The sequence below is a fragment of the Streptomyces sp. NPDC102462 genome, assembly GCF_044765425.1.
In the GTDB taxonomy this organism is placed as follows: Bacteria; Actinomycetota; Actinomycetes; order Streptomycetales; family Streptomycetaceae; genus Streptomyces.
Genome location: NZ_JBIWKB010000109.1, coordinates 1 through 13,429, shown reverse-complemented (window position 1 = coordinate 13,429; position 13,429 = coordinate 1). Strand labels below are relative to the sequence as shown.

Below are 13,429 nucleotides of genomic sequence, written 5' to 3'. Positions count from 1 at the left end.
CACGTGCCCGCACAGCGCGGTGAAGCAGGAAGCCCCCGGAAGGGTCAGACGACCCAGGCCGGAATCCCTGGACTTTAGGCCAGGGAGCACGTCAAGGAGCCGGAACACTCGGGATGCGACCGCACCCCGCCCAGGGTCCGGGGGCGCCGGCGGGGCGGGGCGCCAGGAGGAGGGTCAGAGGTCGAACTCGTGTGGGGGGAGGTCCAGGGTGAAGCACGCCTCTCGGACCACCGCCTGCTCCGTCTTGTCGAAGTCGCCGTCGGCGCCACCGATGACGATGCCGATCTGGATCACCGCGCGGGCCTCGGCGGGCTTCTTCTTCGCCTTGGCGATCTCCTGGAGCACGCTGACCTTGCCGAAGGCGAAGTCGGCGGTCAGCTTGTTCAGGTTCTCCTCGAAGCGGCGCCGCAGGTCGTCCGCGGGGAAGTTCTGCAGCACCTCGTTGGTGGCGATCAACTGGGCCACGCGCTGGCGCTCGGCCGGGTCGATGGTCCCGTCGGCGGCGGCGACGAGCGCGCACATCGCCATGCTCGCGTCACGGAAGGCACCGCTCTTCAGGTCGTTCTTCTTCGCCACGAGCTGGGTCTGCATCGTCGATGCGGACTCCTTGATGCGGTCCCACAGGGCCATGCGAACTCCTTGAATACACAGTCGAATGCCTCTACAGCACCGTAGAAACTCTCGGGGCCCCCGTTAAGTTCCGCGCGGCCCGGCCCCCGGTTCCGCCACCGCCCCGGGCACCGCCGCCCTACCGCCGCGGCGCGCTCGGGGCCGCCAGTCCGTCGCTCAGCAGCCGGTTGTCGACCTCGTCCAGGGCCAGCCGCAGCCCGCCGAGGGCCACGCTCTCGTCGCCGAGGGTGGAGGTGCGCAGCTCCGGAAGGCGCAGGCAGTGTTTGGTGAGTTCGCGGCGCAGCGGCTCGAGGACCACGTCGGCGGACCGGGAGAACCCGCCGCCGTAGACGACGACCTGGGGATCGAGCGCGAGGACGAGCGCGGCGACGCCGACCGCGAGGTCGCGGGTGTAGCGGCGGACGGCCGCCTTCGCCTCCCGGTCGCCGTCCCGGGCCGCCTGGAACACCCATGCCGCCGCCTCGCCCGGCGCGGCCGTCGCGGGCACGCCGGGGAACGACTCCAGATGACCGGGGGCGGTCAGCCATCGCACGGCCTTCAGCGCGCCGATCTCGCCCGCGGCGCCGCCGTGGCCGCGGCGCAGGGTGCCGTCGAGGATCAGCCCGGCGCCGGTGCGCAGTCCGGCGAGCAGGAAGACGATGTCGTCGGCGTCCTGCGCGACCCCTTTCCAGCGTTCGGCCACGGCGGCCAGCTTGCAGTCGTTCTCGACCTGGATCGGGCAGGAGAAGCGGGCCGCGAGGTGCGCGGCCGGGTCGGTGGTGTGCCATCCGGGCAGCGGGGTGAACAGGGTGGTGCGGCCGGTGGCGTCGACCGGTCCTGTCACCCCGACCGTCACCGCCCAGATGTCGGCCGGCGTCATGCCGGCGCCGCGCAGCGCCTCGTCGATGACGCGGTCGACCGCCGCGAGCCGTGCCTCGGGCGCCGCCTCGGGATCGGCCGGGCGGCGCACGGTCCGCACGAGGTTGCCCTCCAGATCGCTCAGCATGACCAGGATCTTGTGCACGCCGATGTCGATGCCGAGCACATGGCCGGCGTCGGCCCGGAACCGGAAGCGGCGGGCGGGGCGCCCCACCACGCTGCTGGGCCCGGGCTCCTCGACCACGGCCCAGCCGTCGGCGACCAGCGCCTGCACCAGGACGTCCACGGCGGGCCTGGACAGCCCGGCCCGGCCCGCCAGTTCGGTGACCGTGGAAGGCGGGTTGCCGCGCAACGCCCACAGGATGGACAGCTGGTTCATCTCGCGCATCCGGGACAGGTCTGTTCCGGTCGTCGCCATGCTGGTGCTCCCTGTAGGGGTTCCGGTGCCCGCCGCTGGATAATGCTGAGCAGTTTACTAATTCCCGGCGGTGGCCGTGCCCGCGCAGGTCACGCGATCGGATACCGCTGTTCCCGCTCCGGAGCGACCGCGGGCGTGAAGTCGACCTCCCGCCCGTCGAGCGCGAACCGGTAGCGGCCGAGCCTGCGCACCCGCGGGCGCGCCGACAGATACGAGGTCATCGCCTCCAGTTCGTCGGGGTGCAGCCATCCCGGCGGATCGGAGACCGCACGGAACCCGCAGATGTCCGCGAGGTCGCGCAGCCACCGCTGCTGCTGTTCGGTCAGCAGGTTGAGGCGGCTGCGGAAGTACACGACGTCCGGGTCGACCTCCAGCAGGGGCGCCTGCCACAGCCGGTGCAGGGTGTTGACGACGGCGTTGCGGGCCAGGGCGTCGGAGGGGTCCCGGGTGGCGTAGTGCTCCCACAGCGGTGCGACGTCGGGGCCGCTGCGGATGCCGTCGAGCAGCCCCAGGGAGGGCAGCAGCGGTGCGCCGCTGCCCAGCAGATAGGCGTCCGGGCCCGCCTCCTCCCGGATGATCCGCAGTCCGAGCCGGTAGGCCTCCTCGCGCCCGGTGTCCGCGAACGGCGCGCCGGCCGCCGTGCCTGCCCCGATGAAGTCGGCCTTGAGGTAGGTGAACCCCCATTGCCGGCTCACCCGGTGGATCGTCTCGCGCAGATGGTCCTGCGCGGCGGGCCGGGTGAGGTCGAGCGCCCAGTAGCCGGTGCCCCAGTTGTGCCCGGCGACCACCGGCTCGCCGTGGTCGTCGCGCAGCAGCAGTTCCGGCCGCTCCCGGGCGGTACGGGATCCGGGAAGCACGATGAACGGGGCGATCCACAGCCCGGGCCGCAGCCCCGCGTCGGTGATCCGGTCGGCCAGCGCGCGCATCCCGGAGGGGAACTTGGCGTTGGGCTCCCAGTCGCCCACGGTCTGCTCCCAGCCGTCGTCGACCTGGACGACGTCGAAGGGCAGTCCGCGCAGGGCGGTGATGTCCTTGGTGAGCTGTTCCTCGGTGATGTTCTCGTAGTACGCGTACCAGCTGCACCACACGTTGCCGGCCCGCTTGCGGCTGTGCCCCAGACGGTCGGCGAGCTGCCGGGCGTAGGCGGCGAAGACCTCCGCTTCTTCGCCGTACGCGAGGAACCAGGGGGCCCCGTCGCGCTCGTACCATCCGGCGAGCGTGTCCTCGTCCGCCGTGAGGCGCGGTACGTCGAGGCCGAGCGCGCCGAGCAGCAGCACCCGCCCGTCGGCTCCCTGGAGGGCGGCGACGGCGGAGGAGTGGTGGCGGGCGGGGTCGTCCCACACGGTGTCGTCGGCGGTCAGGCGGCGTGCCGCGCTCTCGATGCGCAGCGGGGCCGCGGAGAGCCGGCGCCAGCCGCACGGGCTCCAGGAGTTGTGCCCGTGGCGGTAGAAGAGCGCGTCGCCGAGCCCGTGCAGCACGGCCGCCCGGCCTGGCGGCAGCAGCAGGCCGCCCTCGACGGGCCGCGGCGGGGCGTCGCCTTCGAGCTCGACGGCGAAGGTGCGCGCGCCGAGGTCTACGAGCTGGGCCATGGATCTCCTTGTATCGGTGGATGAGGGTGCTGACTCGTGTGCCGCGGCGGCTACTTGAAGAGGCCGTTGACCTTGTCGTTCGCCGCCTTCAGGGCCGCCTGCGGCTGCGCCCTGCCGAGCATCACGGACTGGATGGCGTCCTGGACGATGGTGCTGATCTCGGTGCCGTGCTCGGTGACGGGCAGCGCGAAGGTGCCGTCCGGTGCGGCCGCGGCGTCGGTGAAGACGTGGACGTCGTCGCCCTTGGCCCGGTGCGCGGCGAGCGCCTTCTGGGTGGCGCTCTTCAGCGCGGGGAAGACGACGGCTCGCTCGGCGACCAGGTTCTGACAGCCGGGGGAGGCGAGGAACTTGACCCACTGCCAGGCCTGTTCCTTGTGCTTGGTCCCGGCCCAGATGGCGTCCGACAGTCCGTTGATGGCGCTCTTGCGGCCCATCGGGCCCTTCGGCAGCGGCGCGAAGGCGAACTTGTGCGGCCCCTTGGGGTCGGTGAAGGTGGAGATGGTCCAGGAGCCGGCGACCATGAGGGCGCCCTTGCCCGCGGTGAGCAGTTCGGAGTTGGCGACCGTCGACTGCTTGTCCAGGCGGGGCGCGTAGCCCTTGTCGATCAGGTGCTTGAACCAGCCGATGGTCTCGGCGAGTCTGGGGTCGTCGTACCGGTAGTGCGTGCCCCAGGGGTTCTTGTCGAGGTACTGGAAGCCGTTGGCGACGGCGAGGTCGCCCCAGCCGTTCTGGCCCTGGGACCCGTCGGCCCACTCGGGCAGGAACCCGTAGGTCTTCACGTGGTTCTTGTCGAATCCGGCGTCGAGACCGTTGCGGCCCTCGGTGTCGACGGTGGCCTTGGCTATGACCCGCTCCAGGGTGCCGCCGTCGTCGGGGTTCCAGGTCAGGTCGTTCAGTTCGGCGGCGTCCACGCCCTGCTGGTCGAGCAGGGCGGTGTTGTAGACGAGCGCCATGGTGTCCCAGTCCTTCGGCAGCCCGTAGCGCTTGCCGTCCTTGACCCAGGTCCCGGCGAGTCCGGACTGGTAGGCGTTCAGGTCCACCTTGTCCCGCTGCACGTACGGCTGGAGGTCCAGGAGCTGGTTGCTGGTGGCGAACTGCGGATAGTAGGAGCCCTGGTCGGTCCATACGTCCGGGGCGTCGCCCGAGGTCAGCTGGGTGGTGAGGTTCTGCCAGTACTGGGCCCAGGCGGTCTGTGTGATCTTGACGGTGATGTCGGGGTGGGCCTTGTGGAAGGCGTCGGCGCACTCCTGGTAGGCGGGCAGCTGCCGGTCGTCCCACAGCCAGTAGTCGAGGGTCGTCCTGCCGCCGGCCGTGTCGTCGGAACCGCCGCAGGAGACCAGGGTGGCGGTCGCGGCAAGACACAGCAGGGCCGCGCCGGTGCGCACGCGTCGGGAACTCATCGTGAGAGACCTCTTTGGCTCGTTCTGGTGGGTCGGTTGAGGGGGAGTCACTTGATGCCGGTGAAGTTGAGCGACTCGACCAGGCGGCGGCCGAGCACGAGCAGCAGCACCAGCACGGGCAGCACCGACAGCGCCGACCCGGCCATCAGCCCGGTCCAGTCGGGCTGGGTGTTGGGCGACTGCTGCTGGAAGATGCCGAGGGCGACGGTGAGTACGCGGGTCTGCTCCTCGCGGCCGGTCAGCAGCGGCCACAGATAGTCCTTCCAGGCCCATACGGTGGTGGTGAGCCCGATGGTGATGAGCGGGCCGCGGCTCATGGGCAGCACCACCCGCCAGAAGATCCCCCAGGCGCCGACGCCGTCGAGCACGGCCGCCTCCTCCACCTCGCGCGGGACCGACAGGAAGAACTGCCGCAGGAAGAAGACCGCGAACGGCGTCATGAGCACGCTCGGCGCGACCATGCCGGCGAAGGTGTTCAGCCAGCCGAGGTTCTTCACCAGGACGAAGTTGGGCAGCACCGTGAAGATCGGCGGCACCATGAGCGCGCCGATCAGGACGCCGAAGACCGCGTCCCGGCCGGGAAAGCGCAGCCGGGCGAAGGCATAGCCGGCCATCGCGCAGAACAGCGTCTGCAGCACGGCGATCAGCCCGCTGTAGACGACGGAGTTGAGCAGATAGCGCAGGAAGTCCACGTGGGCGCCGGAACCGCCGGCGGCCCGCGCCTCCTCCTGGCTGGTCAGGCCCAGCACCCGCAGGAAGTTGATCATTGTGGGGTGGTGCGGGACGAGCGCGGTGGAGTCGGAGTAGATGTCGGCCGCCGGGGTCAGGGCGGTGCGGATCATCCAGTAGAACGGGAAGACGGTCACGATCAGCGCGAGGGCGAGCACGGTCCACGCGGCGATCCGGCCGGGTGAGAGCCTTGTGCGGCTGCGGGTCATGGTCGGTGCCTCCTCAGGCCAGGTCCGAGCGGGACGCACGCAACAGGCGCAGTTGCACGGCGGTCAGCACCCCGAGGAGCACCGCGAGCACCACGGCCACGGCGGAGGCGTAGCCCATGTGGAAGTCGGTGAAGGCCTGTTCGTAGATGTAGAAGTAGATGACCCGGGTGGCGCTGACCGGCCCGCCCTTGGTGGTCACCGCGATCGTGTCGAAGATCTGGAACGAGCCGATCAGCGACACCACCAGCACCAGGGCGAGGACCGGGCGCAGCAGGGGCAGGGTGATCCTGGTGAACATGCGCCACTCGCCGGCGCCGTCCAGGGCCGCGCTCTCGTACAGGTGCTGCGGGATCTGCAGCATCCCGGCGTACAGCAGCAGCGCCGTGTAGCCGGTGTACGCCCAGGTGTTGACCGCGGCGACGGTCGGCATGGCCCAGTCGGGCGAGGTGAAGAAGCCGGTGGTGCCCAGGCCGAGCGCGTTCAGCACATGGTTGACGAAGCCGAGGTTGGCGTCCAGCAGCCACATCCACAGCAGGCCGACGGTGACGTTGGGCACGAGCCACGGCACCAGCAGCATCGCGCGCAGCGCCACCGACCGGGTCAGACGGTGCATGAGCGTCGCCAGCAGCAGGCCGAGCACGGTCTGTGACGCGATGTTGACCACCACGTAGTAGCCGGTGACCTTCAGCGCGTTCCAGAACTGGTCGTCGCCGATCAGCTGCCGGTAGTTGTCCGCGCCGGTGAAGGCGGGCGGGGCGAGCAGGTTGTAGTCGGTGAGCGAGTAGTAGACGCCGCGAGCGGTCGGATACGCGTAGAAGAGCGCGAAGCCGGCCAGCGCGGGTGCCAGGAACAGCCAGGCGGCCTTCCGGTCGTCGCGGCGCCGGCGGCGGGCCGGTCCGCCCGGAGCGGGGGCCCGGCCCGGCGGTGAACCGGCGCTCTCGTGCGGTGGCGCAACTGCGGTGTTCGCCCCCATGGTTCCCCTCCGAACGGATCTGCGCCGCACCTCTTGTCAGTGGGGCACCGTGGGCACATATTGATGAGCAACAGCGAAAGTTTGTCAACGCTGTCTCATAAAAAAGCGGGGTTTCCAGCACCGTGAGAGGCAGCGGAGACAAGCCGACGGGGCCCGCCCGGGCCCGCGTTGTCGCAGGTCGGCCGCGAGTTGGCCGGGCCGGTCGGCCGGCCGGGACCGGTCGGCTGTCAACGCCCCCATCCTTACCGGAGGTTGACACCGTGCGCTCCTTCGCACAGCGACGCGGCAGAGGACTGCTCGCCGCGCTCTGTTCCTCGGCCCTGGCCCTCGCCCTGGCCGCGCTGCCGGTCACCGCCCGGGCCGCACCCGCTGCCGGCCCCGCCGCCGCGTCCGTCGAGTCCGCGCCCGTCGCGTCCGCCGCGCCCGTCGCGGCCCAGGGCGGCGTGCCCGAGCGCCCGGCACCCGGGCCCGACCCGGACCCCTCGCTCCCGGTCCACACCCTCACCCGCGCCGACGCCCCGCTGGACAACCCCCTCAAGGGCTTCGCCCGCTTCTACCAACCCGGAAGCAACCAGAACACGGGCTACCCGCACTCCCTGACCTGGAGTTACTTCGGCCTGTCCGAGGTCATGAAGGACGCCTTCGACTGCGGGAACTACGACTGGTCGGCCCTGGACGGCGCCCTCGACGAGATCGCCTCGTACGGAAACCAGGCCGCCGTCCGCTTCTACCTGGAGTATCCCGGCGGCACCGGAAGCCACCCCGCCAACGCCGTCCCCCGGTGCTTCGACGGGCACGTCGCCTACCGCACCAACGCCTACTGGGGCACCACCAGCCCCGACTACGACAGCCCCTATCTGCTCGACGCGCTCAAGGACTTCATCGCCGCGTTCGGCGCCCGCTACGACGGCGATCCGCGCATCGGCTTCATCCACATGGGCCTGGTCGGGCTGTGGGGCGAGTGGCACACCTGGCCGTACGACACGGACACCTCGGGCGACTCCTACCCGAACTACATGCCGACCGACGCCCATGGCGCCGAGATCCTGCGCGCCTACGACAGCGCCTTCACCCACACCAGGACCGAGGTCCGCTACCCGGACGCCGCCGGCGGCGCCGCCGACAGCCTGCCGGCCGTCGGCTTCCACGACGACTCCTTCTGCTTCCGCGAGGGCAGCCCCCTGGCGGGCGTCACCCTGCCGGTCTCGATGGGCGGAGCCTCATACGCGCACCTGCAAAGAGCCCTCCAGCGCGGCGTCGAGAACCGGTGGACCACCGCCTCCATGGGCGGCGAGGTGCGGCCCGAGATCCAGTCCACGGCCTTCGCCCACTGGCCCGGCGGCTCCGGCGCCGTGGACGACATGAAGGCGTGCCTCGAACTGGAGCACACCACCTGGAAGATCAACGAAGGCAGCGCCGGCTACTCCGCCACCGATCCCGGCGTGGCCGCCGCCGTGCGGACCATGGGCTACGACCTCACCGTCGACCACGCCTACTTCCACGACACCGCGCGGGGCAGCACCACCGTCGGCGTGCGGATCACCAACAACGGCGTCGCCCCCTTCTACTACCCCTGGACGGTCAGCCTCGGGCTCAAGGACTCCGCCGGGAACGTCGTCAGGACCTGGGCCACGCCCTGGGACCTGCGCAAGGTCATGCCGGTGAAGATCCGCGCCTTCCCCGACTGGGCGGCAGGACCCGACCCCACCTACCTCGACTACGGCCACCCCCGGTACTTCGACACGACCGTCGACCTGTCCGGACTCACCGCCGGCGACTACCAACTCGTCATGAAGGCGAAGAACCCCTTGGAGGACATCAACCCCGACGCCAAGAAGCTGCGCTTCGCCAACACCGGCCAGAACGGCGACGGCTGGCTCCGGCTCGGCGCCATGACCGTCGGCTCGGACGGCACCACAGGACCGGTCAGCCACGAGGCGGAGGCCGACGGCAACACCCTCACCGGCACCGCCACGGTCGCCGACTGCGCCGGCTGCTCCGGCGGCGCCAAGGTCGGATACCTCGGCAACGGCGCCACCCTCACCTTCCACCACGTGGACGGCGGCGCCGGCGGCACCAGGACGGTGACCATCGACTACACCTCGGCGACCGCGCGCACCGCCACGATCCAGGTCAACGACGGCACACCACGCACCGTCGGCTTTCCGCCCACCGCCGACTGGTGGACACCCGGCTCGACCTCGCTGAGCGTCGACCTGGAACCGGGCACGGGCAACCGGATCACGCTGGCCCAACCCTCCGGCTGGGCACCCGACATCGACCGGATCACGCTCCGCTGACCGTCGACGCGGTCGCGACCCCTCCCGGGCCGACGCGGTGGGCCGCCTCCCGTGCGTCACGGGAGGCGGCCCCTTCCGTCCCAGCGGCTCTTCCCGTCCAAGTCGGCGTTCGGCGCGGCGAGTTCGTCGCATACCGGTCGACCGGCCGGAACCAGGGGGTGTTTTCCGGCCGTATCACCTCGGCGGCAAGGCCGCGGCGCCGTCCGCGGCCCCGCGTGCGCCGTGCCGTCGCGGGCGTGATGACCGCGAACAGCGCGGCCCAAGGGGCTGCTGAGCCGGTCGAGGCGTGAGTGCACCGACCGGCCCGTCCGTTTTCCGGCCCGTGGACGTGCCATTGAGAACAGACCGTCCGCCTCGTATCGTGGCGATCACCGGTGTGGCGTACGCCTGTCCGCCGGAGCCTCCGCAAACCGGGAGGGAACCGAGGGAGATCCGTGCTTCGACGCCGTCCGTTTGCGCAAGAGTCAGGGCCGTCGGGCCCGCCCGCGCCACCGCCCTGCGCGCCGGGCACCCGGTCCGCACCCCGAACGACCGCTGGCACACGGTGAGCTATCGTGTGCGGGGGGTAAAAAACAAACGGCACGTCCCGTTCTTTTCCCGGCCGTCAAGGAGTGTCCAGCAGATGGCGAGGCAGTTACGCGCCGAGCAGACCCGCGCGACGATCATCACGGCAGCGGCCGACCTGTTCGACCGTCGCGGCTACGAGTCCACCAGCCTGAGCGACATCGTCGCGCACGCCCGGGTCACCAAGGGGGCGCTGTACTTCCACTTCGCCGCCAAGGAGGACCTGGCGCACGCCATCATGGAACTCCAGTCCAGGGCCGCCCGGCAGGTGCTGGCCGAGGTGGACCGCCGCGGCTCCTCCTCGCTGGAGTCCCTGATCCGCACCACGTTCGGCATCGCCCGGCTCGCCGTCGAGGACCCCGTCCCCCGGGCCGGACTGCGCCTGGCCACCGCGGACATCGCCGTACGGCCGCCGCTCAGACACCCCTTCACCGAGTGGCTGGAGCTGGCCACCCGCAAACTCCTCGGCGCCGTCAAGGAATCCGACGTCCACCAGGACATCGACGTGGAGGCTGCCGCCCACTCCCTGGTCTGTCTCTTCGTCGGCACCCGCGTCGCCGGCCGCCTGCTGGAACCCGCCGGGCGGCTGCCCCGCCGGATCGCCGAGATGTGGCACCTGCTGATCCGGGGCCTGGTGCCGGTGCCCCGCCGAGCCCGCTATCTGGCGCTCGCCACCCAGTTGGAGCGGGAGATCAGAACCGTCTGAACCGCGCGGTACGGTGACGGACATGCCCGACACCCCCGCCGCGCCCGTGATCCTCGGCAACGCGCCCGGCTCCTTCCCGCACAGCGTGCTCGCCGAACGGCACCCGGCGATCGTCCGCCAGGTACGGGACGCCTTCCCGTACGGCCCCGAGCGGCACCGCGCGCTCGACGCACTGCTGGAGAGCTGCGCCCACGGCGTGATCGAACCGCTCCCCGACGGCGCGGCCGACCGCGACCGGTGGCGGGACTGGGGCATGGCAGCGCAGACCGGCCGGTCCTGGTTCGACGTGCCGTGGCTGTGGTCCGAGAGCCACTTCTACCGCCGCCTCCTCGACGCCGTCGGCTACTTCGGCCCCGGCGCCTGGCAGGGCATCGACCCCTTCCGCCCCGTGAAACTCGCCGAACTCGACGCCGCCGAGACCGACGAGGAACTGGCCGCCCTGGACGCGCTGGAGGGCCGGCCGTACGAGGAGCGGGCCCGGGCCCTGCTGCACGGCTCGCTCTGGGGCAACCGCGCCGACCTCGGCTTCCGCCTCTCGGCTGAGGGCAGCGCGGACCGGGCGGCGGTCCCCGCGCTCGTCCACGACGACAGCGACGCCCTGTGGGCCCGCCTCCCGCCCGCCGGGCCGGGCACGCTGTGCCTGGTCGCCGACAACGCGGGCCGCGAACTCGTCCCCGACCTGCTGCTGATCGCCCACCTGCTCGCCGAGGGCCGGATCCGGAATGCGGTGCTGCACGTCAAGCCGTACCCGTACTACGTCTCCGACGCGACCACCGCCGACGTGGTGGACGCGCTGCGCCGGCTCACCTCGGCGCCCGGCGCGGCGGCCCGGTACGGGCGGCTGCTGTGGGCGGCCATGGCCGACGGCCGCCTCGACGTGCGCGCGCACCCCTTCTCCTGCGCCCCGCTGCCGTACGCGGACATGCCGGACGACCTGCGCGCCGACTTCGCCGCGGCCGACCTGACGATCGTCAAGGGCGACCTCAACTACCGGCGTCTGGTGGGCGATCGGATGTGGCCGCCGACCACGCCCTTCCACGAGGTCACCGCGTACTGGCCCGGCCCCGTCGCCGCCCTGCGCACGCTCAAGTCCGACGTGGTCACGGGGCTGGCCGAGGACACCGAGGCCGGGCTCGTCCGCGCCGAGGGCCAGCGCTGGCGCACCGCGGGTACGCATGCGCTGATCCAGGTCAGCGTGGGGTCATCCCACCGGTAGTCCTCGAAGCGACTTGAGCCGGTCTGGTTGTGCGGCGCGGCTAAGGGGGTGCGGTGTCTTCGTGCGGCGCGGCTAGGGGGGTGCCGGGGTGTGTTGTGTGCCGGGTGCGGGTGGTTTGTGGTTGCTCGCGCCGTTCCCCGCGCCCCTTTGGGGCGCGTGATGCCGCTAGGTTTCGGTCGACAGGCGCTACGAGCACCATGTTCACGTCTTTGATGGTGAGTTCGCGGAGGACGAGGCGGTCGCAGCGCATGCCGGGCCCGCAGCGCGGAAACGAGGATCCAGTTCCTTGTAGCCGTGCCCGGGGGCGCCCTCCACGAGAGGGGCCGATCCCCGTGCCACGAGCCGAGGGAACGGTCCGCGATGAAGTAGTCCGAGAGTTGGGTGATGCTCGCCTCGCTGATCCAGCAGGCCTCCGCCAACGATGGAAGGGACGGCGTACTTCTCGGCGGGGATCGCGGTGGCCGGGGTGGACGCCTGGTGCCGCGCATCGGAGAGCGTTCAACGCCCCGTGGAACTCGGGGAGTCACGGGGCGCTGTCCGGAGTACCGTTTTGAGTGTCGAGGTCAAAACGGAGGCTCCAGTATGGCCCATCACTCAACCCCTTTGGGAGACACCGTTCGTGCGTACCGGCGCACCGCCGGTTGGAGTCAGGAACAGCTCGCGGAAGAATCCGGCCTATCGGTAGGTACGGTGAGGAACATCGAGCAGCGTGGGCAGGCCAGGCTTGAGACCCTGGCTCAGGTGGCGCAGGCGTTCGGTGTCACCACTTCTGCGCTCTTTGCGCCGGGGGCGCCGCTCCCGGTCGGGGACGACAGTGCGAACCGTCAGCTCCTCGCGCACGTTCGGCAGGCGCTCATGCCGCCGGTCGGGATCTCCGCTCAGACCCTGGCCGACCCCGGCGAGGCGGAGGAGCTTCCGCAGATCCGCCAGCGGATCGAGGACGCGCTGGAGCTCTACAACGCCGACCGGTACGACTCAGTGGCCCGGCAGCTCCCCGGGCTCCTGCGCACCGCTGAGGCGGCAACAGTCGCGGCCGGGGAGGAGGAGTCGCACCGGGAAGCCGTCCTCGTCCGCGCCCACGCCCTGCTCCTGGCCGGGAAGTACCTGACGCAGGTCCGGCAGTACGACATGGCATATCAGGCATTCGTGGAGGGGATCCGGCTCGCTCGGGAACTGGATGAGACCCTGGTTGCGGCTACGGGAGTGACTGGCTTGTGCTGGCTGTTCCTCCGTCAGGATCGGTTTGACGAGTGCGCGCACCTGGCGGCCACGACGGCGGAGCATATCGAACCCCGTTTCTCCTCCGCGTCACACGGGCAGCTGGCGGCGTACGGGGAGCTATGCCTCCGCATCGCATCGGCGGCGATCCGCAACAACCGGCGGGACGATGCAGCGGAAGCCCGGAGGATGGCCGCCACCGCGGCGTCCGCGATCGGTATGGAACACGCCGACTACCGCAGCCACTGGGCGAGGTTCGGGCCGGTGACCGCGGAGCTCAAGGTTGTTGAGGATCTGTCTCTGGCCGGGGACGCCCACGGCGTCGTGCGCCGCGCGGACGAAGGACTCCTTTCCCGGAGTGCCATGAGGAAGGTCGGCCGGCCCTCGAACATCAACTACAACCGCCACCGCCTGGATGTAGCCAAGGCACACATGACCCTGGGCTCCACGCAGGACGCCGTGGATGAGTTGGTCCGTATCAAGGCGACCACGGGTACGTGGATCCAGCACCAGCCCATGGCCCGTTACCGGGACTCTTGCAGAAAGCCCCGGCGTTCACGCCGGGGATGAATGCATCTCAAGACTGCTCTGACGTGCACTTTTAGAGCGGACGTTTTTG

At 70.8% G+C, this 13,429-nt stretch carries 10 protein-coding genes; 4 read left to right on the top strand and 6 right to left on the bottom strand.

Annotated elements, in window-relative coordinates; translation table 11 throughout:
* Positions 1–174 precede the first annotated feature (174 nt).
* The 6 genes from ACIRFL_RS42530 to ACIRFL_RS42505 all read right to left on the bottom strand — a co-directional run bounded on the left by ACIRFL_RS42530 (position 175) and on the right by ACIRFL_RS42505 (position 6,806).
* Positions 175–630 carry a tellurite resistance TerB family protein gene (locus ACIRFL_RS42530; protein ID WP_189312223.1) on the bottom strand — a complete coding sequence of 152 codons (456 nt, stop codon included), beginning with the start codon at positions 628–630 and terminating at the stop codon, positions 175–177.
* Between the two features lie 118 nt (positions 631–748).
* Positions 749–1,906 (bottom strand): ROK family transcriptional regulator, encoded by a 1,158-nt coding sequence (locus tag ACIRFL_RS42525; protein ID WP_404040770.1) that lies wholly within the window; start codon positions 1,904–1,906, stop codon positions 749–751.
* 89 nt (positions 1,907–1,995) lie between these two features.
* Positions 1,996–3,495, bottom strand: a complete 1,500-nt coding sequence (locus tag ACIRFL_RS42520) for a glycoside hydrolase family 36 protein (protein WP_404040767.1) — start codon at positions 3,493–3,495, stop codon at positions 1,996–1,998.
* Between the two features lie 50 nt (positions 3,496–3,545).
* Complete coding sequence (locus tag ACIRFL_RS42515) at positions 3,546–4,895, bottom strand: ABC transporter substrate-binding protein (protein ID WP_404040764.1); 1,350 nt, start codon at positions 4,893–4,895, stop codon at positions 3,546–3,548.
* A gap of 47 nt (positions 4,896–4,942) precedes the next feature.
* Entirely contained in the window at positions 4,943–5,833 is an 891-nt protein-coding gene (locus ACIRFL_RS42510; protein WP_404040761.1) for a carbohydrate ABC transporter permease, read from the bottom strand.
* Between the two features lie 13 nt (positions 5,834–5,846).
* A complete protein-coding gene (locus tag ACIRFL_RS42505; protein ID WP_404040758.1) occupies positions 5,847–6,806 on the bottom strand; it encodes a carbohydrate ABC transporter permease in 960 nt (319 codons plus the stop codon).
* Positions 6,807–7,066: 260 nt separating this feature from the next.
* Between ACIRFL_RS42505 and ACIRFL_RS42500 the strand changes: the two genes are divergently transcribed.
* The 4 genes from ACIRFL_RS42500 to ACIRFL_RS42485 all read left to right on the top strand — a co-directional run bounded on the left by ACIRFL_RS42500 (position 7,067) and on the right by ACIRFL_RS42485 (position 13,380).
* Positions 7,067–9,106, top strand: a complete 2,040-nt coding sequence (locus tag ACIRFL_RS42500; RefSeq protein ID WP_404040755.1) for a DUF4832 domain-containing protein — start codon at positions 7,067–7,069, stop codon at positions 9,104–9,106.
* 622 nt (positions 9,107–9,728) lie between these two features.
* A complete protein-coding gene (locus ACIRFL_RS42495) occupies positions 9,729–10,376 on the top strand; it encodes a ScbR family autoregulator-binding transcription factor (RefSeq protein ID WP_404040753.1) in 648 nt (215 codons plus the stop codon).
* A gap of 22 nt (positions 10,377–10,398) precedes the next feature.
* Entirely contained in the window at positions 10,399–11,592 is a 1,194-nt protein-coding gene (locus tag ACIRFL_RS42490) for a damage-control phosphatase ARMT1 family protein (protein WP_404040750.1), read from the top strand.
* A 582-nt stretch (positions 11,593–12,174) separates the two neighbouring features.
* Positions 12,175–13,380 carry a helix-turn-helix domain-containing protein gene (locus ACIRFL_RS42485; protein ID WP_404040748.1) on the top strand — a complete coding sequence of 402 codons (1,206 nt, stop codon included), beginning with the start codon at positions 12,175–12,177 and terminating at the stop codon, positions 13,378–13,380.
* Positions 13,381–13,429: the final 49 nt, after the last annotated feature.